The sequence below is a fragment of the Sphingomonas hominis genome, from assembly GCF_013328205.1.
Lineage (GTDB): Bacteria > Pseudomonadota > Alphaproteobacteria > Sphingomonadales > Sphingomonadaceae > Sphingomonas > Sphingomonas hominis.
The window spans coordinates 115,656-137,892 of the sequence record NZ_JABULH010000006.1; the positions used below are offsets into that span (position 1 = coordinate 115,656).

The following is a 22,237-nucleotide window of genomic DNA, read 5'->3' on the forward strand; positions in this document are numbered from 1 at the left end:
TCCGCAAGTCGTTCCGGGGTCGTAATTTTCTTGAGCTCAGTTGCCGCGGCGGCGGCGGCGTGGTTGAGCGGACACCATGACCCGCACCATCCTGCTCGCGCGCCATGGCATCCACGCCGAGGTCGGCCACATCCTGAGCGGCCGGTCGGAGATCGCGCTCGCCGACGAGGGTCGCGCGCAGGCCGAGCGGCTGGCGTGGTGGCTCAGTCGCATGCCACTATCGTCGATCCACACCAGTCCGCGCGCGCGGACGCAGCAAACCGCGGCGCCCGCCGCCGCGCGCGCCGGGCTGGTGCCGGTGGTCGCGCCCGCGCTGGACGAGATCGATTTCGGCGCGTTCACCGGGCGCGACTTCGCGTCACTCGACGCGGACGCGGACTGGCAGCGCTGGAACGCGGAGCGCGACACCGCGCGCTGCCCGAACGGCGAGACGATGGCGGAGGCGGTGGAGCGCGCGTGGCGCTACATCCACGCTATTCCCACCGATAAGGCGCCCGCGCTGTGCGTGACGCACTGCGACGTGATCCGCGGACTGGTGGCGCGGCACTTGGGCGTGTCGTTCACGCGCATCTACGGGTTCGACTGCGATCCCGGATCGGTGACGACGCTCCAGTTAAGCAACGCGGGCACGCGGCTGGTCGCGCTCAACGAGCGGCCATGAGCCCTGCCCCGCCCGCACGCGCCGAGGTGTGGACCGGCACCTGCCGCATGTCGGCGTAGCTCTTTTCTTCGATCAGATCGGAGCCCATCGTCTCGTTGATCGCGCGCTTGATCGCGGCGCGCTCGTCGTTGCGGTGGTACACCGCGCGCGCGAGGCTGATGAATTCGGCGCCGAACGTGCCCGCCGCTTCCTGTTCGCGGATCGCGTCCTCGATCTCCCACAGATCCTCGTTGACTGCCTTGAGCGTGGCGTAGAGCGGAGCCACCCCGTCGCTGCGCAGCGCCATGTCGCCGAATTCGCTCAGCAGCCGGTGCTCGTTCATCACATTGGCGCGCGCGTCGGCGCGCACGATCCGCTCGCGCTTGATCTCGAGGATGCTGATCTTGTCGAGCAGTTCGCCCCAGGACACGGGAACATTTGGGCTAATTCTGGAGGCCATGCGCTGCTTTCCTGTGCGGGGCTTGGAAGTCGGATAGGTCGCGCGCGATGGTGTCGACCACGCTCGCCCAGTCGCCCGCGCGCGGTTGCGCGTAGAGGCGCATCGTCGGGTACCAGGGCGTGTCGGGCGCGCCAGGCGTCCAGCGCCAGTCGGGCTCGGCCTTGAGCATCAGCCACGTCGGCCGCCCGAGCGCACCGGCCAGATGCGCGATCATCGTGTCGACGGTGACGACCAGCGCGCAGGCGGCAACCAGCGAGGCGGTGGCGTCGATGTCGAACGGGCACCCGGCGGGGTTGAGGACGGCGAGCTCGGACGGCTCGGCGACGAGCGACAGGCAGCGATTGCCTTCGCACAAGGGCGCGAGCAGCGCGGCGGGCACGCGGCGGTCGTGGTCCCAGTCGCCCGAGGAATAGCATAGCCCAATCGTTTCCGCGGGCAGTGCGGCGGGGCTGGCGCGCAGGTAGGGTGCGCTGGCGTCCGCGGGCGTCGCGCGCAATGCCTGCGGCAGTTCGGTGATCTCGATGTCGCAGGCGAACGGCTTGGCAGGTGCCGCGTGGTCGAAGGGGAGCAGGCGATCAACGCCGGGGATCGTCGCCAGCAGATTGTGCAGCCGCGCGGGAGCCTCGACCGCTACCGAGCGTGCCCGGCGTGCGAGCAAAGGCAGGAAGCGCGCGAACTGGATCGTGTCGCCGAGCCCGTGGTAGCAGCGCACCAGCACGTCCTCGCCGTCGAACGCGCGGCCGTCCCACAACCAGCGGCGGTGATAATCGACGCGCGGGTCGTCGCGCTCCGCTGGATCACGTGCAGCGATCGTCGCGTCGCCGATCGCGAAGGCGGCTGCGTAGTCGCCGCGGCGCATCGCGGCGGTCCACCCGTCGGTAGCATGGGGGTCGGCAGCATCTACCATCCCTGCCTAAATCCTTGAGGAAGCGACGCGGTTCCATCGTTGCGGATGCGTAATGCAGCTTTGTTGCTGGCTCACCGGAACGGCACTGTGGCAGGATCGTTGGCGTAACGATTGCGAAGGGGGACGAATGAGCGACACTGGGGAACGCGCGGACACGCGTGACGCATTGCGTGAGGAGGTGCGCGCGCTCGCGCCGTGGTTCCACAACATCGATCTGGGCGGCGGGCTCCACACCGCGCCCGATCATTTCCTGGGCGACTATCCCAACTTCAAGTTCGCGATGTTCCGCGACTGCGTGCCCGCCGACCTGACCGGCAAGACCGTGCTCGACATCGGCTGCAACGCGGGCTTCTATTCGATGGAGATGAAGCGGCGTGGCGCTGCGCGCGTCGTCGGCATCGATTCGGACGAGCGTTACTTGGCGCAGGCACGGGTCGCAGCGCGGGCGCTGGGCTTCCAGGACTCGGTCGAGTTCCGCAACCTGTCGGTCTACGACGTCGCGAAGCTCGGCGAGCGCTTCGACGTCGTGATCTTCATGGGCGTGCTCTACCACCTGCGCCACCCGCTGCTCGCGCTCGACCTGATCCGCGAGCATGTCGCGCGCGACCTGATGCTGTTCCAGACGATGCAGCAGGGATCAACCGAGGTATCGGACGTGCCGGAGGACCACCCCTTCTTCCTGCCCGACAGCTACACGCCGCCGCCGTATTTCGACGAGCCGGGCTATCCCAAGATGCACTTCATCGAGCGGAAGTTCGCGGGCGACTGGACAAACTGGTGGGCACCCAACCGGGCGGGGTCGATGGCGATGTTGCGCGCCGCGGGGTTCGCGGTGGTCGAGAGCCCGCAGGACGACGTCTTCCTTTGCCGCGTCACCGACGTGCCCTATGCGCAATTTGGTCCGGCCGCGGTGTACCCGGCCAAGAACGATATGGGGGTAAACGCGTGATCGAAGCGGCGATGATCTGGAACGAGCCGAACAACAAGTCGCACTGGGATCCCGAGGTCGACCCCGACTGGTCGAAGTTCGCCGACACGGTCAGCCGCACCGGAGCCGCGATCAAGGCAGTCAACCCGAACGTGACGCGCGTGCTGGGCGGCATGTCGCCGATCGACCCGATGTGGGTGAAGCGTCTGGAGGGCCACGGCTGCTTGGACGCGGTCGACGTGCTGGCGGTGCACGGCTTTCCGCTCGACTGGAATTTGTGGTCGATCCACGAATGGCCCAACAAGATCGCCGAGATCGAGGCGGTTACGACCAAGCCCGTCTGGGTGACCGAGGTCGGCGTCGGCTCGTTCGGCGCGGAGGAAGTGCAGGTGTTCGGGGTCGAGAAGACCGCCGAGCTGCTGATCGGCCGCGTGCCGCGCATCTACTGGTATTCTTTGTTCGACCTGCCACAGGAATGGGGTGCGACGACGCGCCACCGCGAGGCGGAAGGCTCGAGCTATTATCGCCATTTCTACATGGGGCTGATCCGCGCCGACGGGACGCCCAAGCCGTCGCTAGACTCTTACGCTAAGGTCGCGTCGGAGATGGGGCTGATGCAGTGGTTCCACTACCACGACCCCCGGCTGGACGACGCGGTCGAGTGGATGAAGCGGCTGGGCACGAAGAAGCTGCGCACCGGACTGTCCTGGGCCGACAGCTTTCGCCCCGACGCGATCGGCTGGTTCGACCGGCAGATGGAGGCGCTGCAGGATTTCGACACCACCGTCACCTTCTGCTTCACGCCCGAGCATCTCGGCATCCAGCCGCACCACACCAGCGCGGCGCGCGAGCCGCAGGCGTTCGCCGATTTCTGCGCGCAGATGATCGAGCGCTATGCGCCCAAGGTAGCGGCGCCGAAGGCGGAGGTGGTCGCGGCTTGATTGCATATTCGTCGTCCCGGACTTGATCCGGGACCCCGCTTCTTCTGCGACCGGGCAAAAGCAGCGGGACCCCGGATCAAGTCCGGGGTGACGAGGGTGATTAGTTTGCGGGGGGCGGCACGACGCCGTCGCCCAGCTCCTCCGCGCGACGCACCGTCACCATCACGCCCAGGTCCGCGTAACCCACGCGCCGCTTCGGATCGGCGGCGTCGTCGGGCGCGACCGCGAGGCGGCGGTTGACCTTGCTGCGGTGGTGCATCCGCGCGGTGTTTTCCTGCCCGACGTAGCAGCCCTTGGTGAAGCTGACGCCGTTCAGCTCGCGCGCGTTCGCCTCCAGCCACAAGGTCTCGCCCGAGCCGAGTTCGGCCAGCCCTTCCGTGACGCCGAGCGACAGGCGGTGCGCGTGCCAGCCCTTAGCCGGCGCGCCCGGCGGCGCGATCCAGCGGTAGCCGAGCGCGGGAAGCCGCGGATCGGGCACCGCACCCTCAACGGGCTCACGCGACCAATGCACCGCCAGCCCGTCGTCGCGCGCGATCGTGATGGCGCGGCGCAGGCGGTAGATCGACAGCCGACGCGCGAGCGCATCGGCCTGGGTCGCCTCGACATCCAGCAGCACGTCGTCGCCGTCCGCCCACATGATGAAGTCGAACAACGCCTTGCCCTGCGGCGTCAGCAGCGCAGCATAGGCGGGCAGCCGGCCCGTGTCGTTGGTGACGAGCCCTTGGAGGAACCCCGCCGCATCCTCGCCCGAGACGCGCAGGATCGCGCGATCGGTCAATGTCGTGCCGGGTTCGAGGGCGGTCGGGGTGGCATCGCTCATGCCCCCGAGTTAGGGAGGCGCATCACGCGACGAAAGGGCTGGCGATGGCGACCTGTGACCTGAAACTGACGGGCGGCACCGTCCACACGCCGGGCGGGCCCGTGCAGGCCGACATCGCGGTGAGCGGCGGGCGCATCGTCGCGATCGGCAAGACGGGCGACGCAGGACGGACGATCGACTGCACCGGACTCGACATATTGCCGGGCGTCATCGACACGCAGGTCCACTTCCGCGAGCCCGGCCTCGTCCACAAGGAGGATCTGGAGAGCGGCAGCATCGCGGCCGTCATGGGCGGCGTGACGGGCGTGTTCGAGATGCCCAACACCAAGCCCAACACCGACAGCGCGGAGGCGATCGCGGACAAGCTCGCGCGCGCCAAGGACCGAATGTGGTGCGACCACGCTTTCTACGTCGGCGCCACGCACCACAACCCCGCCGCGCTCGCCGAGCTGGAGCGGATGCCGGGCACCGCGGGGGTCAAGATCTTCATGGGCGCGTCGACCGGCGACCTGCTGGTCAGCGACGACGCGACGCTGGCGCAGGTACTCGCCCACGGCACGCGCCGCGTCGCGATCCATGCCGAGGACGAGGACCGGATGAACGCGCGTGAGGGCGAGCGCGTGACCGGCGACGCCTCGTCGCACCCCGTATGGCGCGACGACGAGAGCGCGATCCTCGCCACGCGCCGCATCTTGGGGTTGGCGCGCGCGGCCGGGCGGCGCATCCACGTGCTTCACGTGACTACGCCCGCCGAACTCGAATTGCTCGGCCAGAACAAGGACATCGCCACCTGCGAGGTGACGCCGCAGCACCTGACGCTGGCGGGCGAGGAAGCCTATCCGCGGCTCGGCACGCTGGCGCAGATGAACCCGCCGATCCGTTCGGGCGCGCACCGCGACGGGCTTTGGCACTGGCTCAACCAGGGCGTGCCCGACGTGATCGGCTCGGACCACGCGCCGCACACGCTTGAGGAGAAGTCGAAGCCCTACCCTGCCAGCCCCAGCGGGATGCCCGGCGTGCAGACGCTGCTGCCGCTGCTGCTCGACCATGCGGCCAGCGGTCGCCTGACGCTGCAACGCGTCATCGAGCTGACCAGCGCGGGCGCGCAACGCATCTTCGGCATCGTCGGCAAGGGCCGGATCGTCGCGGGATACGACGCCGACTTCACGGTGGTGGACCTGAAGAAGCGCTGGGTGATCGAGGAGCGCTGGCTCGCCTCGCGCAGTGGCTGGTCGCCGTTCACGGGGATGGAGCTGACCGGCAAGCCGATCGGGACGATCGTGCGCGGGCAGGTCGCCATGTGGGAGGACCAGCTCGGCGACCGGGCGCAGGGCGCACCGATCCGCTTCGAGGCAACCGCGATCGGGCGATAACGGGAACACTGGTGGGTCCGCCGGGGCTCGAACCCGGGACCTCTCGATTAAAAGTCGCTTGCTCTACCGACTGAGCTACGGACCCCAACAGTGTTCGCGCGACCTAGGGGCGGGGCGGCGCGCGGTCAACCGGGTGTGAAGCTGGCGGACGCTGCGACCCGTCACGGGATCGCGCCACGCGGGCGCAATCGCCAGCGCGGGCGCCAGCACGAAGCTGCGCGTGCGAAAAGCGCGGTGCGGGACGGTGAGCGTCGGCGTGGCGATGCGCCCGCCCGACCACAGGATGATGTCGAGGTCGATCACCCGCGCCCCCCAGCGGCGACCGGTGCGGCGACCAAACGCCCGCTCGATCCGCTTCAACCGTTTGAGCAATTCGGCGGGCGCTTCGTCACTCTCGATCAGCACCGCGGCATTGGCGAAGGTGCGCGTCGAGGGGCCGAGCGGTGCACTGGCGATGATCGGGGATGCTCGCCCACCCAGCAGCCGCAGCGCGGCGGCGACCTCACCCCGCGGACGGCCGTGGCGACCGACGCGGTTCGATCCGACCGCGACGAGGTAGGTTGAGCGACGCATGGAGATGCGCCTATCGCAGCGCCATGTATTTCGCACCCTCCCCTATTCCCGAGACCGAACCGCCGCGCGATTGCCCGCGCTGCCCGCGGCTGGTTGCGTTCCGCGAAGCCTTGCGCGTCGAATATCCCGACTGGTGGAACGCGCCCGTCAACGCCTTCGGTGATCCGAACGCGTGGCTCGCGATCATCGGCCTCGCCCCCGGCAAGCACGGCGCCAACCGCACCGGTCGGCCCTTCACCGGCGATTATGCGGGCGAGTTACTGTTCAACACGCTCGGCAAATACGGGCTCGCGCACGGCACGTTCGAGGCGCGCGCGGACGATACGCTCGCGCTCGACGGCGCCATCATCATCAACGCGGTGAAATGCCTGCCGCCCGAGAACAAGCCGACGCCCGAGGAGATCCGCACCTGCCGCACCTTCCTGGAGGAGCAGGCAGCGGTGCTGCCCAACGTCCGCGTCTTCGTGGCGCTGGGTCAGATCGCGCACCAGTCGGCGGTGAAGATGCTCGGCGGGCGCTTGCCCAAGGCGAAGTTCGGGCATCTGGCCGAGCACGAGATGCCGGACGGGCGCATCCTGCTCGATAGCTATCACTGCTCGCGCTACAATCAGAACACCGGGCGGTTGACGACGGAGATGTTTGAGGCGGTGTTCGCGCGGGCGCTGGAGCTACGCGAGCGCGCGAAGGCGTGATAGGCTCAGGCCATCACTGACCGGAGATTTCGACCATGTCACTTCTTCTGCTCGTCGCGCTCGCAGCGGCCGCGCCCACCAAGGCGCCCGATGCCAAGCCCTTGTGCCAGGATAGGCAGGCACGGCTGATCGCGGCAGAGCGCAAGGGCGGCGTCCACCCGCTCGGTCAGGAGCCCAATGCCGATGCGGTGCTGACCGTGCTGCGCAGCGAGAACGGCTGCTCGCGCCCAATGAAGGTGCGCGAGGACATCGGCGCGCGGCGACGCTGACGCTCAAATATCCGCGACCAGTCGGCCGTAGAGTTCGGGTCGGCGATCGCGGAAGAAGCCGAAGGCGGCGCGGTGGCGCTTGACGCGCGCGAGGTCGAGCGTCGCGGTGATCACCCCCTCCTCCTCGCGGTCAAGCTCGGCCAGGATGTCGCCGCGCTCGTCGGTGATGAAGCTGGTGCCGTAAAAGGTCTGACCGTGCTCGGTGCCGACGCGGTTGGCGGCGATCACGGGGACGACGTTCGACACCGCGTGGCCGACCATCGCGCGCCGCCACAGCCGCGCGGTGTCGAGACTGGTGTCGTGCGGCTCGCTGCCGATCGCGGTCGGATAGAACAATAGCTCCGCCCCCATCAGCATCATCGCGCGCGCGGTCTCGGGATACCATTGGTCCCAGCAGACGCCGACGCCCAGCGTGGTGCGGTTCGGGCCCGGCCACACCTTGAACCCGGTGTTGCCGGGGCGGAAGTAGAACTTCTCCTCGTACCCCGGACCATCGGGGATGTGGCTCTTGCGATAGACGCCCTGCACCTCGCCGTCGGGGCCGATCATCGCCAGGCTGTTGTAATGGTGCGGGCCGTCCGCCTCGAAGAAGCTGGTCGGGATCCACACGCCGAGCGCCTCGGCCAGCGCCTGCATCGCGAGCACCGCCTTGTGCTCGCCCACTGGTGCGGCGTTGGCGAACAGGCCCTCGTCCTCGACGCGGCAGAAATATTCGCCCTCGAACAATTCGGGCGGCAGGATCACCTGCGCACCGCGGCCATGCGCCTCGCGGACGGCCTCGGACACCTTGGCGATGTTAGCGTCAATATCGGCGGAGAAAGCGAGCTGGAGCGCGGCGACGGTGATCTCGGTCATGGTGCGGGAGATAGGGGCGGCAGGCGACGGGTCCAAGCGGATTGTGCGGGACCGTGGACGCGGAAGGTCACACGAAGGAGAGGCCAACGCGCGGTGCTGCGGGTGGTGAAGGGGCGGGTAAAATGCCGCGTGCTAGGTCGCGCGCAGACGCCTGTTTGAGCGGGACTGAGAAAGAGCGAACACGCTTGTGGCGTGCGCTGACAGTGTAGGACAGGGCTCCTGCGAAATGCCTGCTTTGATGCAAGGTGATCATTTCGCTTACGGCGACGCCGATCTGCATGATCGATGTTGTGCCCTGCCGCTCTCCCTGCAAACGATGGTGAAATGGGAAAGGTACGCTGGGCCTCAGGTGCTCAACTGGCTGGCGTAGTCAGGCAATTCGAGCTGGTTGGAGTTTTGGCCAAACGCGCTCGAAGATGCATTTTCGATCTGGGCGTAATGTCGAGGCGCGCCGGTTGACGCGCCTCGAGCTGAATTATCGTACCGCGTCTTGCTTGCCGAACGCGCGATCCAGAATGTCGACGGATTTGCGAACCACCCCGGCCACTGCGCCGTCGATCGACGCCGCCTGGTCGGTCACGGCGATCGGCTGCCCACCGGCGGGGCGCGCTTCCAGCGTCGCTTCGATGCCCTGGCCGCCGTTGCGGTCGCCGTCGACGTCGCGAAGATGCACCTCGACCCGGGTCAACCGGTCGGCGAAACGCGCGAGCCGCTCGCGCACCCGCTCCTTGATGGCCGCAGCGGTCGCGGTCGTGCCTTCGAGGCGATTGTCAGTATTGATCTGTACCAGCATCAGCGCACCTTCCGACTACGTTCAAGGACCGGGCGATGCCCCTCGGCATCGAAGGCTCCCGACGGCGCCTGATCCTCAAAGGGCGTCGACGTCACACCCTCGTGCGCGTGATCGTCGTTATCAGGACGGTTAACCGTGACGTCTTGCTCGGCTTTCAGGCGTGCGGCCTTCTGCGCGAGTTCCTGTTGATTGGCCTGTTCGGCCATTGCACCACCTCCATGCATCTGTCTTCGTTCGCGGGCCGATCAGGTCTGCCTGCGCCCATGAAACAGGAACACGCGGTCGGGTGCGAATATCCCTACGAAGTGTTGCTAGCCTACCGAGAACGGCCTGTCCGAGTTCCTACAAACGACCGCACCTTGGAACTGCAGCAGCGACAACCCGCCGAGTATTTGTGGTGGATGTTTGATAATCGCTGAATCCGCTCTACGTTGTGGGTTTGCCGGCGTGGTGCGGTCAACAGGTGCGTCGTTCAATGGAATGAGCGTGCGGGGCTGGGCGAGAGCGCCCGCGCTCCCTACCCGATCAGCAACCCCGCCAGCGCCGCGCTCATCAGGTTGGCGAGGCTGCCCGCGACCAGCGCGCGTAAGCCCAGCTTGGCGATCGTCGGGCGCTGATTGGGGGCCAGGCCGCCGGTCACCGCCATCTGGATCGCGATGGAGGAGAAATTGGCGAAACCGCACAGCGCGAAGGTGATCACCGCGACGGTGCGCGGCGACAGCGCCGCCGACTGCTTGCCGAGGTCGATATAGGCGACGAATTCGTTCAACACGATCTTCTCGCCGAACAGTCCGCCGGCGATCCCCGCCTCGTTCCAGGGAATGTTGAGCAGGAACATGACCGGCTGGAACAGGTAACCGAGCAGACCCTGGAAGCTCAGCCCCGGCAGCCCGAACAGATTGCCGATCCCGCCCAGGATGCCGTTGGCGAGCGCGACCAGCGCGACGAACGCGAGCACCATCGCGCCGACAGCGACCGCGAGCTTGACGCCGGTCTGCGCCCCCTGCGCGGCGGCCATGATGAGGTTGGCGGGCTTTTCTTCGTCGTGCGTCGCGTCCGGCAGCGGCTCGCCCGGCGTCTCGGAGGGGAGCACCGCGGGGCCGCGTGCGTCGAGGCGGCCTTCGGCGATTGCGATCTGCCGACCCTCGATGCTCAGTGGGTCGTTGGGATCGTCGAGCGGCAGCTCGCCGGGCCGCGGCGCGAGCCGGTCGGGCATGATGATCTTGGCCATCAGGATGCCGCCGGGCGCCGCCATGAAGCTCGCCGCGAGCAGATAGTCGATGCTGATCCCCATCGAGGCGTAAGCGGCGAGGATGGTCCCTGCGACGCCCGCCATTCCGCTGGTCATCACGGTGAACACCTGCGGCGGGGTGAGCCCGGCGAGATAGGGGCGGATGACGAGCGGCGATTCGCTCTGCCCGACGAAGATGTTGGCGGCGGCGCACAGGCTCTCGACCTTGCTGACGCCGATCACGCGCTCGATCGCGCCGCCGAGCCAGCGCACCACCAATTGCATGATGCCGAGATGGTAGAGGATCGAAACGAGGGCGGCGAAGAAGATGATGACGGGCAGCGCCGCGATGGCGAAGCTCGTCCCGCCGATCTCGGGCCGGGCGAGCGGGCCGAACAGGAACTCGACCCCCGCGTGCGCGTAGCCGAGCAGCGCGGCGACTCCGCCCGACGCCCCTGCCAGCGCCGCGCGGCCAGGCGACCAGTAGAGCACGATCACCGCGATCGCGGCTTGCAGCGCGAAGGCGGAGCCGACCACGCGCAGCCGGATCGCGCGGCGATCGGTGGACAAGAGCAGCGCGATACCGAGGATCACCGCGACGCCGGCTAGGCCGATGAGGATACGCTGCATGACACTTCCGCGTGAATGGTGGATCGAACGACGCGGCCCCCCGCGCGGGCACCCATCATACACATGGCACCGTTGCGCGCCATACACGCGTGCCGGACGGATGCGAAAGCCTGGTTGATCCAGGCTGTTGCGCCGCGCTCGCCCCTTTGCCGACCGGCGCGCGAACGGGTAAGCGCCGCTGTCGGACTGGTGGCGTCATACCCTGTCGCGGTTGGTCAAGCGGATAAGGAGCTGGTGCACCGTGAACGACCAATATCGGACGAATGGCTACACCCACCTGCCGCAGCTATTTCCGCCCGAGGTGCTGCTGACCCTTTACGGACGCATGCAAGCCGACCTGAACGCAGCGGGGCGCCCGCTCAGCAGCTTTGCCGCGCAGGGGCCGTTGCTCAAGCGCCCGGCGCTGGAGGTGTATGCGTATCAGTATACGCCGCTGCTCGGCTTTTTATGGGGACTGACCCCGCGGATCGCGGCGGAGGTGGGGTGCGACCTACTGCCAACCTACGCCTACTTCCGCGCTTATCAGCAAGGCGACGTGTGCCGCATCCATCATGACCGTCCGGCGTGCGAGCACAGCGTGTCGCTGACGATCGCTTACGGCGACAACAAGCCTTGGGCACTCAGTGTGCAGACAACGCCGACGGATATGCCGCGGCCCGAGGTGAGCGACGATTTTGGCGACGCGCCTTATGCATCGGTCGCGATGGAGCCCGGCGATGGCGTGTTGTACCAGGGCACGCACCACCGTCACGGCCGGCTCGACGCCAATCCGAATAGCTGGTCGGCGCACCTCTTTCTGCACTGGGTAGAGAAAAACGGTCGCTATGCCGAGCAGGCCTTTGACCGGCCGGCGATGGAGCGCGCCGCACAGCGTCGTTGAGCCACGCGATACACGGGCGCTTGCGCACCGATCGACCCCAATCGTTTGACGCGCCGGCGTTTCGCGCTAGCAGTCGGCGATGCCGATCCCGCCCACACCGATCCATCAAGCGCCCGCGATCTCGCGGTCGTTGTTCGTGTTCTCGATCTTTTACGGGGGCATGACGTGCATCGCGGGCGTGCTGGGCAACAAGCAGGTGTCGCTCGGGCCTTTGTCCGCGCTGGGGCCGGTGGTCGGCCTGCCGCCGCTGGCGATCGAGGCGGGGATCTTCGCGTTCCTGTTGCTGGTGGTCACCAGCAGCGCGGTGGCGGAGCTGCACGGCCGCGCGACCGCCAACAAGCTGGTGCTGTTCGGCTTTATTCCGCTGCTCGTCTCGATCCTGCTGACGCTGATCGTGCTGGCGCTGCCCGCCGCCGGAGAGATGGGGGCCGATCGGCTAACGGCGTTCAACACGATGATGGGGGCGACGCCGTGGATCTGGTTGGGCGGGATCATCGCCTACGGCGTGTCGCAGACGCTGAACGTCACGATCTTCTCGTGGCTGAAAGGGCGCGAGGGCCATTCGTTGCTGTGGTTCCGCGCCGCGGCCGCCAGCGCGCTGAGCCAGATCATCGACACGATCCTGTTCATCACCATCGCCTTCGGCACCTCGGCGATCGGGTGGCTGATGGCGGGGCAGATGCTGACCAAGGTGGTCTTGTCGGCCGTGCTGGTGCCGCCGCTCATCTACCTGGCGGTCGCGATCGGGCGGCGGTTGGACGCGGGCGGCGGAGCGCGGCCGAGCGCCTGAGCGCGACGCATAGCTTAGCGCGGCGGGATAGCTGGGCGCACGAGGCGCCGGACGAACGATGGCGCGCCCGGCGACGCCCCCTTGTTCTGCGGACGCGATCCGTTAAGGCGCGCCATGTGGGGACGTGGCGGCGACGCCGTTTCCTCGCGATGATCGCGCCGGTGCCCGAGAGGGCTTCAAAGGGAATGCGGTGAGAGGGGCTCTCCCTTCAAATCCGCGGCTGTCCCTGCAACTGTAAGCGGCGAGCGCGGTGCACAAGGCGGGCGGTTCTTGCCGTTCGCAGCCACTGGGGAAACCTGGGAAGGCCGTGCACCGGGCCGTGACCCGTGAGCCAGGAGACCTGCCGGCGCGTGTCGCTCATGGCTTTGGTCCAGGGGATGGCCGAGGCACGGGAAGATTTCTCGTCGAGCGACGAAGCCGCGCGGTTTTTGGGGCCGCGACGGTGCACGAACCGGGTGGCGCGCGTCTGCCGCCGGGCTCGCGCGCCGACAGGTTTCGTGGCGCTTCGGCTCACGCGAACGGCCCCTGCCCGTGCGTCCGTCACGACGCCAAAGGGGTTACACATCATGAAGTTCGTTTCACTGGCACTCGCCACTACCGCTGCGCTGTTGCCGCTGTCGGCGCACGCGCAACTCGCGCAGGCCGACCAGCCGGCCGACACCGACGCACCCGTCACCGACACCGTCGTCGTCACCGCCAACCGCGGCGCGGGCGGCATCTCCACCGCGACGCTGGGATCGTCGGCGACGGTCATCAAGGCGGTCGACCTGTCCGACCGGCAGACGCGCGTCGTGTCCGACGTGCTGCGCGACGTGCCCGGCGTGTCGGTCAACCGCACGGGTCCCGTCGGCGGGCTGACGCAGGTGCGCATCCGCGGGGCGGAAGGGAACCACACATTGGTCCTGATCGACGGGATCGAGGCGGCGGACCCTTATTCGGGCGAATATGACTTCGCCTCGCTCGTCGCCGATCCGGGCGCGCGGATCGAGGTGCTGCGCGGCGAGCAAAGCGCGCTCTACGGGTCGGACGCGATCGGCGGCGTGATCAACTACATCACCGCGAGCGGGCGCGAGATGCCAGGCTTCGCAGGGCGGATCGAGGCGGGCTCGTTCAACACGGTGAACGGCGCGGCGCGCGGTGCCGGGACGCTCGCGGGCGTCGATTTCGCGGTCGGCGGATCGTATCTGGGCACCGGCGGCTTCGTGGTGGCGCCGGGGGGCACGCGCGACATCGGGTCGCGGATCGGGACGCTGAACGGCAAGCTCGGCTACGAGGTCGCGGGTGTCAGCTTGCGCGGTGTGGTGCGCTATACCCACAGCGAGGCGGAGCTGAACGACCAGGATTATGCGGTCACCGGCGACGCGATCGACGCGGGTGGGACGTATCGCAACGACGCCTTCTACTCGCTGCTCGGCGCCCGCTTCGGCACCGCCGATGGCCGCTGGAGCAATGACGTGTCGGCGCAATATGCCAACACCGACCGCGCGCTGTTCGACGACACGGGTAACGAGACGTCGGGTAACACCGGGCGGCGGATCAAGGGATCGTACGTGTCGTCGCTCAAGCTCGGCGACGAGCGTGTTTCGCACCAGATCACCGGCGCGGTCGATTACGAGCGCGAGGAGTTCCGCGGCACGTCCGCGTTCATCACCGGCGCTAACCCGTTCCGCGACACGACCAACTGGGGCTTCGTCGGCCAGTACCAGTTGACGGTCGGCGAGCGGCTGGGGCTGGGCGCGTCGGTGCGCCACGACGATAACAACCGGTTCCGCAACGCGACCACGTGGCGCGCGCAGGGAAGCTACCGCTTCGATTTCGGTACGCGCCTGCACGCAGCGGGCGGCGAAGGCGTCAAGGCGCCCAACTTCTCCGAATTGTTCGGCTTCTCGCCGACTAGCGGTTTCGTCGGCAACCCGAACCTGAAGCCCGAGCGCTCCTACGGCTGGGAAGCGGGCGCGGAGCAATCGTTTCTAGACGGGCGCGGGCGGATCGACGTGACCTATTTCCACTCGGTGCTGCGCGACAAGATCGTGTCGGTGTTCGCGCCGACCTATACGGTGGTGAACGCCGCCGGGCGCTCGCCGCACGAGGGCGTCGAGGTGTCGGCGAACCTGGCGCTGCCCGCGGGCTTCCGCTTCGACGGGTCGTACACCTATCTCGACGCGGAGGATGAGGCGGACGCGACGCTGATCCGCCGGCCCAAGCATATCGGCAGCGCGAACCTGGCGTGGCGCGCGCAGGGCGACCGCTTCGGCGCGAACGTCACGGTGCGGTATAACGGGCGCGCGCTCGACACCAATTTCGCGACCTACGTGACCGAGCGGCTGGACGATTACACGCTGGTCAACCTGAACGGCGACATACAGTTGACGCCGGGGCTGTCGCTCTACGGCCGGGTCGAAAATCTGTTCGACGAGAATTACCGCGAGGTAGTGGGCTTCCGCACCGCGGGCCGCGCCGCCTACGCCGGTATCCGGGCGCGGCTGTAAGGCGGATGCGCTGGCCGGTGCTCCTCGCGCTCACGCTCGCCGCGTGCGGCGCGGGGACGCCGGTGCCGCGTGTGGCGCCCGCGCGGCCGGTCAGGGTGATGAGCCTCAACCAATGTACCGACCAGCTGGTGCTCGCGCTGCTGCCGCCCGCTCGAATCGCGTCGGTGACGTGGCTGTCGCGCGATCCACGCTATTCCGACGCGGTGGCGGCGGCGCGGGCGGTAGCGACCAACCGCGGCGGGGTGGAGGAAGTGGTGACGACCAAGCCCGACCTGATCGTCACCGACACCTTCTCCAACGCGGGCGGTCGCGCGATCCTGCACCGGTTGGGGTACCCGATGGTCGAGCTGCCCGACGCGAGCGACGCGGGCGCGATCGCGGCCAACATCCGCACGCTGGCGGCCGCGGTGGGTGAGCGCGCGCGTGGCGAAGCGATGATCGCCGCGATGACGCGCGATCTGTTCCCCTTCCCGCCCCGGCGCGAGCGCGTGGCGGTGTGGACGCGTGACGGGTTGAGCGAGACGCCGCTGCTCGCGCTCGCGATCCGTGCGGCCGGCTATACCGATGTGACGCCGGCGGGGGCACCCGCGGATGTCGAGACACTGCTGGCGCTCGCCCCCAATCGCTTGGTCACGATGAGCGCGGGCGAGCGCGACGCGAGCGCTGCCGACAGCCGGCGCGAGCACCCGGCGGTGCGCGCGCGCTGGCCGCGCGCGAAGCGGATCGACGTGCCGCTGTCGCGGGTGATCTGCGGCACGCCCGCTGTGGGCCGCGCGGCAGTGGCGTTGCGGGCGGCGGCGTGATGATGGGTGCGAACCATACGGTGTCCGGCGATCGCCACGCGCGCCTTCCCCTCCCTGACAAGGAAGGGGTCAGGGGTAGGCTGGCCTGCGGCGAAGCGTGGCGATCGGCGTCGACCAACCCACCCCCGGCCCCTCCCTTGTCAGGGAGGGGTGAAGAACGATGGTGGAGCATTGTGTGGGGGTCCGCTGCATGACCCGTGCGCTCGTGCCCGCACTGACGCTGCTGGTGGCATTGCTGTTCTGCGCGTCGCTCGCCGCCGGGACGATCTGGTTCGCGCCGGCCACGCTCGCGCGCGCGCTGCTTGGCGGCGGCGTGCCGCTGGCGCACGAGATCGTGGTCGAGATCCGACTGCCGCGTGCGATCCTGGCGCTGCTCGTGGGCGCGATCACCGGATTGTCGGGCGCGGTGTTGCAGGGGTTGCTGCGCAATCCGCTGGCCGAGCCGGGACTGCTGGGCGTGTCGGCGGGGGCGTCGCTCGGCGCGGTGATCGCGATCTATTACGGGTTCGCGGCGAGCTTCGCGCTGGCGACGCCGTTGTTCGCGCTTGCCGGCGCAATGGCGGTGATCGCGGTAGCGCTGGCCTTGTCTAGGCGCGGGGGTACGCTGGCGCTGATCTTGGCGGGCGTGGCGGTGTCGACGATCGCGGGGGCGGGCGTCAGCCTGGCGCTCAACCTCGCGCCCAGCCCTTATGCCGCGTACGAGATCATGACGTGGCTGATGGGGTCGCTCGCCGATCGCAACTGGGACCATGTCGTGCTCGCCGGGCCGTTCGTCCTGATCGGCGCGGCGATGCTGTTCGCGACCGCGCGCGCGCTCGATGCGCTGGCGCTGGGCGAGGCGCAGGCGGAGAGTCTCGGGGTCAACGTGCGGCGTGCGCGACTGCTCGCGCTGATCGGCACCGCGATGGGGATCGGCGCGGCGACCGCAGTGGCGGGGACGATCGGATTCGTCGGGCTGATCGCGCCGCATGTGGTGCGCCCGCTGGTCGCGCATCGGCCGGGCGCGACGTTGCTGCCCGCCGCACTCGCCGGCGCGGCGATCGTGCTGGCCGCCGATCTGGCGGTGCGCACCTTGCCGTTCGCCGCCGACATCAAGCTGGGCGTGTTCATCGCCGCGGTTGGCGCGCCGTTCTTCCTGTGGCTGGTGCTGCATTTGAGGCGAGTGAGCCCGTGAGCGCGCTGTCGCTCGACACCGTCACCGTGCGGCGCGGCGCGCGCGCCGTGTTGCACGAGGCGAGCGTGCGCTTCGCAGCGGGTAAGCTGACCGCGGTGGTGGGGCCGAACGGCGCGGGCAAGTCGACGTTGCTGGCGGTCGCCGCCGGGCTGATCGCGCCGGACGCGGGCGCGGTGCGGCTGGGCGAGGTGCCGCTTGGAAAGGTCGGACGGCAGACGCTGGCGCGGCGGCGGGCCTATCTGCCGCAGGCACCGCGCGTCGATTGGCCGATCAGCGTCGAACGCGTCGTGGCACTTGGGCTCACCGCGCATTTGCCGGCGTTCGGCGGACTGTCGCCCGACTTGCGCGCGCGGATCGGCGAGACGTTGGAGCAGTTTGACCTTACCGACCTACGCGATCGTGCCGCGACCGAGTTGTCGGGCGGCGAGCTGGCGCGCGTCATGCTGGCGCGCGCGGTGGTGGGGACGCCTGAGGTGCTGATCGTCGACGAGCCGACCGCTGGGCTCGACCCGCGCCACGCGCTCGATGCGGGGCGGCGGTTGCGCGCGCTGGCGGAGGCGGGTTGCGCGGTGTTGGTGGCGCTGCACGACCTCGACCTCGCGCTTCGCATCGCCGACGATGCGGTGGCGCTGCGCGACGGCGTGGTGGTGGAGCACGGTGCGGCCGACACGGTGCTCACCGCCGAGGTGCTGAGCGCGCTCTACGACGTCGAGATGCGCGTGGTGCGCGACGCGCACGGCGCGAGCGTGCGCGTATGGTGAGCGCCTGAGGTCTCCTTGGACCTGATCCGGGGTCCCGCCACTCCTAGTCGCTGCGAGAAGAAGCGGGATCCCGGGTCAAGCCCGGGATGACGGGAGGCTTAGCGGCCGACCGCGGTATACTCGAACCCGGCCTGCTCGACCTGTTCGCGGTGGTAGATGTTGCGCAGGTCGACGATCACCGGTGCACTCAGCAGCGACTTGACGCGCTTGAAGTCGAGCGCGCGGAACGCGTTCCACTCGGTCAGGATGACCAGCGCGTCGGCGCCCTCCATCGTCTGGTACGCGCCGTCGCAGTAATGGACGTTCTCCAGCACCTTCTTGGCCTGCTCGTGACCCTCGGGATCGTAGGCGCGGACGGTCGCGCCGGCGTCCTGCAACGCCTGGATCACCGCGATCGCGGGGCTATCGCGCATGTCGTCGGTGTTGGGCTTGAAGGTGAGCCCCAGGATCGCGACGCACTTGCCGCGCACGTCGCCGCCCATCGCCGCGATCACCTTGCGCCCCATCGCGCGCTTGCGGTTGTCGTTGACGGCGACCACCGCCTCGACGATCCGCTGCGGCGCCTCGTAATCCTGCGCAGTCTTGAGCAGCGCGAGCGTGTCCTTGGGAAAGCACGATCCGCCGTAGCCGGGGCCGGCGTGGAGGAACTTGTCGCCGATGCGGCCGTCGAGCCCGATGCCGCGCGCGACGTCCTGGACGTTCGCACCGACCTTCTCGCACAGATCGGCGATCTCGTTGATGAAGGTGATCTTGGTCGCGAGGAACGCGTTGCCGGCGTATTTCGTCAGCTCGGCGGCACGCCTGCTCATCTCCACGATCGGCGACTTGTTGAGGTAGAGCGGGCGATAGACGTTGCGCAGCACGGCGAGCGCGCGGGCGTCGTCGGAACCGATGACGATACGATCGGGACGCTTGAAGTCGTCGATCGCCGCGCCCTCGCGCAGGAACTCGGGGTTGCTGGCGACCGCAAAGTCCGCGTCTAAGTTCGCCTCGCGAATGATCCGCTCGACCTCGTCGCCGGTGCCGACCGGCACGGTGGACTTGTCGACGATCACGGTGAAGCCGGTCAGTGCGCGGCCGATCTCCTCGGCGGCGGCATAGACGTACGACAGATCGGCGTGGCCGTCGCCGCGGCGCGACGGCGTGCCGACCGCGATGAACACCGCGTCGGCCTCACGCACGCCCTCTGGCAGGTCGGTGGTGAAGCGCAGCCGCCCCGCCTCGACGTTGCGCGCGACCAACTCGTCGAGCCCCGGCTCGAAGATCGGCATCACACCCGCGAGCAATTTGTCGATCTTGCCCTGATCCTTGTCGACGCAGACCACGTCGTGGCCGAAATCGGCGAAGCAGGCGCCCGAGACGAGGCCGACATAGCCCGAGCCGATCATGGTGACGCGCATGATGCTGATATTACCCCCGATAGACGCAGTGCCGCCGCGTCGGCGCGGCGATTGTTGGCGGCTTAGCTTCGCGGCCGGCGGAGCGCCAGCCACGAACCCTTACTACCGCGCAAGAACCAAGGAGGGGTAAACGCCGGGCGGCTGGGCACCGCCCGGCGGGCCGTGGTCAGGCGAGCATGCGGACGTTCGGCTCGCGGTCGTAGAAGCGGTGCTTGGCCGCGTCGATGAACGCCGCGCCCGTATCGGTGACGCCCGCGTCGGGCTCGACCCCGGCCTTGTCGAGCAGCGGCTTGGCCGTGGCGCTCGCGCCGATCGCCTTCAGGTGGCCGAATGCGTCCATCGCGAACTGCACCGCCGCGCCTTCCTTGAGCAGCGCCCGTGTGCCCTCGTCCGACAAGACGATTGCAACCGCGTCGAAGATCTGGCTCGGCGAGCCGGCGAGTTGGCCGTCGGCCTTGCGCGTCGAGCCGTCCGACAGCTTCGCGCCGCCGACCTTGGGCGCGACGATCACCGCCTTGCCCTGCTCGGCCTCAACCGCGGCGATCAGTGCGTCGAGTTCGGCAGCATCGGTGCCGTCGTGGATCAGGATGCCGACCGCGCGACCCTCCAGCGTCGGCTTCATGTTCTTGTGGATCGACAAAGCATCGGACGGCGACATGTCGACCGGCTCCTTTGCCGCCGTCGCCTTGTCGGGCAGCGGAATGCCGAGGCCGTCGGCGACGCGCTGGGCCAGATCCTCGTCGACGTTGCGCAGATTGGCGACCATCCGCGGCGGCACCTTGTCGAGCACGCCGACCTTGGACAGTTCGAACACGAACGACGAGGCGATATGCGCCTGCTCGTGCGCGTCCTGCGAGCGGTAGAACAGCCGCGCCTGGCTGTAGTGATCGGCAAAGGTTTCCGAGCGGACGCGCAGCTTGTCGCCCTGCTCGTCCGCGCCGGTTGCGGCATTAACGGTCGCGAAGCCGCGCCTGCTCTCGCGCGCGCCGCCGTCCTCGCCGTGCTCGGCGAGGCTGTTGGGCTCGTAGTTCGCGCGGCCCTTGGGTACGTGAACCTGCATTTTCCCGTCACGCTGGAAATTGTGCATCGGGCAGCGGGCTGCGTTGATCGGGATCTGGTGGAAGTTGGTCGTCCCCAGTCGCGAATTCTGTGTATCGAGGTAGCTGAACAGCCGCCCTTGCAGCAGCGGATCGTTCGAGAAGTCGATGCCGGGCACGATGTTGGTGGGCAGGAACGCGACCTGCTCGGTCTCGGCAAAAAAATTGTCGGGATTGCGGTTGAGCGTCAGCGTGCCGATCACGCGGACGGGCACGTCGTCCTCCGGGATCAGCTTGGTCGCATCCAGCACGTCGTACGGCTGCGCGTCGGCGAACGCCTGGTCGAACACCTGGATGCCGAGGTCCCATTGCGGGAACGCACCGGTGTCGATCGCCTCCCACAGGTCGCGACGGTGGTAATCGTTGTCGGCGGCCTGGAGTTTCAACGCCTCGTCCCAGATCGTCGATTGCAGGCCCAGTCGCGGCTTCCAGTGGAACTTGACGAAGCTGGCGTGGCCTTCCTCGTTCACCAGCTTGAACGTGTGAACGCCGAAGCCTTCCATCATGCGCAGGCTACGCGGCAGCGTGCGGTCGGACATCGCCCACATCAGCATGTGCGTCGACTCGGGCATGAGGCTCGCCCAGTCCCAGAAGGTGTCGTGCGCGCTGCCCGCCTGCGGATAAGCGCGGTCGGCCTCCATCTTCACCGCGTGGACGAGATCGGGAAACTTGATCGCGTCCTGGATGAAGAACACCGGGATGTTGTTGCCGACGAGGTCCCAATTGCCCTCGCTGGTGTAGAATTTCACCGCGAAGCCGCGCACGTCGCGCGGCGTGTCGACCGAGCCGGCACCACCCGCGACGGTCGAGAAGCGCACGAATACCTCGGTCTGCGTGCCCTGCTTGAACACCGCTGCCTTCGACAGATCTGAGATGTCGGCGGTCGCCTCGAACACGCCGTGCGCGCCCGATCCGCGCGCGTGGACGATCCGCTCCGGGATACGCTCATGGTCGAAGTGGAAGATCTTCTCGCGCAGCACGAAATCCTCGAGCAGCGTCGGCCCGCGCTTGCCCGATTTGAGACTGTTCTGATTGTCGCTGATCGGCACACCGTGGTTGGTGGTGAGGACGGGCGCGTCGCCCGACGCCTGCTGATGCGTCTCGCCGCCGTTGCCGCGCGAGGTGGTGAAATCGGTCATGTTCGGTGTGCACTCCAGTAAGCCGTCTTAACTCGCATCAAGGTCGCTTCGTTGCGGCAGCAACGACGAAAGGCTGGCGCGAGGTGGCGGGTCGCGGCAGGAGGCGGGCCAAGATCAGGAGAGCATGCGATGGGTTTGTGGTTCGAGGCGTTCACGGTCGGTCAGACCTTCACCCACCCGCTGCGCCGGACGGTGACCGAATATGACAACATGAGCTTCAGCCTGCTGACGATGAACCCGCAGCCGCTCCACATCGATTTCGACTTCGCCGAGAAGAACGAGTGGGGGAAGCCGCTGGTCAACAGCCTGTTCACGCTGGGGCTGATGATCGGCATGTCGGTGCAGGACACGACGCTGGGGACGACCGTCGGCAATCTGGGCATGAGCGACACGCGCTTTCCCAAGCCCGTGTTCCACGGCGACACGCTGCAGGCATCGAGCGAAGTCGTGTCGATCCGCGAGAGCAAGTCGAACCCCGCGGTCGGGATCGTCGAGTTCGAGCATCGCATGACCAACCAGCGCGGCGAGCTGGTCGCGATCTGCCGCCGCGCGGCGATGATGAAGCGGCGGCCGGCGGGCGACTGAACCAAGC

Annotated in this window: 23 protein-coding genes, 1 tRNA gene and 1 riboswitch; of the genes, 13 read left to right on the forward strand and 11 right to left on the reverse strand. The window is 68.1% G+C overall.

Translation table 11 applies throughout. From position 1 onward, the window contains the following. The first annotated feature begins 76 nt into the window (after window positions 1-76). Window positions 77-661, forward strand: coding sequence for a histidine phosphatase family protein (locus HRV97_RS13950; RefSeq protein ID WP_174194887.1), 585 nt, complete (start codon window positions 77-79; stop codon window positions 659-661). Here the strand turns inward: HRV97_RS13950 and HRV97_RS13955 are convergent. Next, window positions 645-1,100 (reverse strand): DUF6165 family protein, encoded by a 456-nt coding sequence (locus HRV97_RS13955; RefSeq protein ID WP_174194888.1) that lies wholly within the window; start codon window positions 1,098-1,100, stop codon window positions 645-647. The two genes, HRV97_RS13950 and HRV97_RS13955, sit on opposite strands and share 17 nt — an antisense overlap. After that, window positions 1,084-2,007: a glycosyltransferase family 9 protein gene (locus HRV97_RS13960; protein WP_246248745.1), complete on the reverse strand. Its 924-nt coding sequence runs from the start codon at window positions 2,005-2,007 to the stop codon at window positions 1,084-1,086. Before HRV97_RS13960 ends, HRV97_RS13955 begins: the two co-directional genes overlap by 17 nt. Before the next feature lie 127 nt (window positions 2,008-2,134). Between HRV97_RS13960 and HRV97_RS13965 the strand changes: the two genes are divergently transcribed. Then, complete coding sequence (locus tag HRV97_RS13965; RefSeq protein ID WP_174194889.1) at window positions 2,135-2,956, forward strand: TIGR04290 family methyltransferase; 822 nt, start codon at window positions 2,135-2,137, stop codon at window positions 2,954-2,956. After that, a complete protein-coding gene (locus HRV97_RS13970) occupies window positions 2,953-3,876 on the forward strand; it encodes a glycosyl hydrolase (protein WP_174194890.1) in 924 nt (307 codons plus the stop codon). Before HRV97_RS13965 ends, HRV97_RS13970 begins: the two co-directional genes overlap by 4 nt. Window positions 3,877-3,976: 100 nt before the next feature. Here HRV97_RS13970 and ygfZ read toward each other — a convergent pair whose 3' ends face one another. Next, entirely contained in the window at window positions 3,977-4,696 is a 720-nt protein-coding gene (ygfZ, locus tag HRV97_RS13975; RefSeq protein ID WP_174194891.1) for a CAF17-like 4Fe-4S cluster assembly/insertion protein YgfZ, read from the reverse strand. A 44-nt stretch (window positions 4,697-4,740) separates the two neighbouring features. Here ygfZ and HRV97_RS13980 point away from each other — a divergent pair, with 44 nt between their 5' ends. Continuing rightward, window positions 4,741-6,069, forward strand: a complete 1,329-nt coding sequence (locus HRV97_RS13980; protein WP_174194892.1) for a dihydroorotase — start codon at window positions 4,741-4,743, stop codon at window positions 6,067-6,069. Between the two features lie 9 nt (window positions 6,070-6,078). On the opposite strand, the gene HRV97_RS13985 is transcribed toward HRV97_RS13980, so the two are convergent. Further along, window positions 6,079-6,154: transfer RNA gene (locus HRV97_RS13985), tRNA-Lys, on the reverse strand. Then, window positions 6,145-6,642, reverse strand: a complete 498-nt coding sequence (gene folK, locus HRV97_RS13990; RefSeq protein ID WP_174194893.1) for a 2-amino-4-hydroxy-6-hydroxymethyldihydropteridine diphosphokinase — start codon at window positions 6,640-6,642, stop codon at window positions 6,145-6,147. The genes HRV97_RS13985 and folK overlap by 10 nt, the downstream gene beginning before the upstream one ends. Before the next feature lie 23 nt (window positions 6,643-6,665). On the opposite strand from folK, the gene HRV97_RS13995 reads away from it, so the two are divergent. Then, entirely contained in the window at window positions 6,666-7,334 is a 669-nt protein-coding gene (locus tag HRV97_RS13995) for a uracil-DNA glycosylase (protein WP_174194991.1), read from the forward strand. Window positions 7,335-7,369: 35 nt separating this feature from the next. Continuing rightward, window positions 7,370-7,603, forward strand: a complete 234-nt coding sequence (locus HRV97_RS14000; RefSeq protein WP_174194894.1) for a hypothetical protein — start codon at window positions 7,370-7,372, stop codon at window positions 7,601-7,603. A 3-nt stretch (window positions 7,604-7,606) separates the two neighbouring features. Here HRV97_RS14000 and aguB read toward each other — a convergent pair whose 3' ends face one another. From aguB to HRV97_RS14020, 4 genes are all read right to left on the reverse strand, one after another. Further along, on the reverse strand, window positions 7,607-8,458 hold the full coding sequence (gene aguB / locus HRV97_RS14005; protein WP_174194895.1) for an N-carbamoylputrescine amidase: 852 nt from the start codon (window positions 8,456-8,458) through the stop codon (window positions 7,607-7,609). Between the two features lie 475 nt (window positions 8,459-8,933). Further along, window positions 8,934-9,251, reverse strand: a complete 318-nt coding sequence (locus HRV97_RS14010; RefSeq protein WP_174194896.1) for an HPF/RaiA family ribosome-associated protein — start codon at window positions 9,249-9,251, stop codon at window positions 8,934-8,936. Beyond that, window positions 9,251-9,457: a hypothetical protein gene (locus tag HRV97_RS14015; protein WP_174194897.1), complete on the reverse strand. Its 207-nt coding sequence runs from the start codon at window positions 9,455-9,457 to the stop codon at window positions 9,251-9,253. The genes HRV97_RS14010 and HRV97_RS14015 overlap by 1 nt, the downstream gene beginning before the upstream one ends. Window positions 9,458-9,768: 311 nt before the next feature. Continuing rightward, the gene (locus tag HRV97_RS14020; protein ID WP_174194898.1) at window positions 9,769-11,112 is read right to left on the reverse strand and encodes a NupC/NupG family nucleoside CNT transporter; all 1,344 of its coding nucleotides are present in this window, start codon (window positions 11,110-11,112) and stop codon (window positions 9,769-9,771) included. Window positions 11,113-11,353: 241 nt separating this feature from the next. On the opposite strand from HRV97_RS14020, the gene HRV97_RS14025 reads away from it, so the two are divergent. The 6 genes from HRV97_RS14025 (at window position 11,354) to HRV97_RS14050 (ending at window position 18,009) form a co-directional block, all read left to right on the forward strand. After that, window positions 11,354-11,992, forward strand: a complete 639-nt coding sequence (locus HRV97_RS14025; RefSeq protein ID WP_174194899.1) for a hypothetical protein — start codon at window positions 11,354-11,356, stop codon at window positions 11,990-11,992. 79 nt (window positions 11,993-12,071) lie between these two features. Continuing rightward, window positions 12,072-12,782 carry a queuosine precursor transporter gene (locus HRV97_RS14030; RefSeq protein WP_174194900.1) on the forward strand — a complete coding sequence of 237 codons (711 nt, stop codon included), beginning with the start codon at window positions 12,072-12,074 and terminating at the stop codon, window positions 12,780-12,782. Window positions 12,783-12,924: 142 nt separating this feature from the next. Further along, window positions 12,925-13,144, forward strand: a riboswitch (cobalamin riboswitch). 204 nt (window positions 13,145-13,348) lie between these two features. Continuing rightward, window positions 13,349-15,271 (forward strand): TonB-dependent receptor plug domain-containing protein, encoded by a 1,923-nt coding sequence (locus HRV97_RS14035; RefSeq protein ID WP_174194901.1) that lies wholly within the window; start codon window positions 13,349-13,351, stop codon window positions 15,269-15,271. Between the two features lie 17 nt (window positions 15,272-15,288). Beyond that, complete coding sequence (locus HRV97_RS14040; protein WP_174194902.1) at window positions 15,289-16,074, forward strand: ABC transporter substrate-binding protein; 786 nt, start codon at window positions 15,289-15,291, stop codon at window positions 16,072-16,074. A 190-nt stretch (window positions 16,075-16,264) separates the two neighbouring features. Next, the gene (locus HRV97_RS14045; RefSeq protein ID WP_174194903.1) at window positions 16,265-17,248 is read left to right on the forward strand and encodes a FecCD family ABC transporter permease; all 984 of its coding nucleotides are present in this window, start codon (window positions 16,265-16,267) and stop codon (window positions 17,246-17,248) included. Next, entirely contained in the window at window positions 17,245-18,009 is a 765-nt protein-coding gene (locus HRV97_RS14050) for an ATP-binding cassette domain-containing protein (protein WP_174194904.1), read from the forward strand. Before HRV97_RS14045 ends, HRV97_RS14050 begins: the two co-directional genes overlap by 4 nt. A 98-nt stretch (window positions 18,010-18,107) precedes the next feature. Here HRV97_RS14050 and HRV97_RS14055 read toward each other — a convergent pair whose 3' ends face one another. After that, window positions 18,108-19,409 (reverse strand): UDP-glucose dehydrogenase family protein, encoded by a 1,302-nt coding sequence (locus tag HRV97_RS14055; RefSeq protein ID WP_174194905.1) that lies wholly within the window; start codon window positions 19,407-19,409, stop codon window positions 18,108-18,110. Window positions 19,410-19,575: 166 nt separating this feature from the next. Next, entirely contained in the window at window positions 19,576-21,645 is a 2,070-nt protein-coding gene (locus HRV97_RS14060; RefSeq protein ID WP_174194906.1) for a catalase, read from the reverse strand. Window positions 21,646-21,774: 129 nt separating this feature from the next. Here HRV97_RS14060 and HRV97_RS14065 point away from each other — a divergent pair, with 129 nt between their 5' ends. Continuing rightward, window positions 21,775-22,230 (forward strand): MaoC family dehydratase, encoded by a 456-nt coding sequence (locus HRV97_RS14065; RefSeq protein ID WP_174194907.1) that lies wholly within the window; start codon window positions 21,775-21,777, stop codon window positions 22,228-22,230. Window positions 22,231-22,237: the final 7 nt, after the last annotated feature.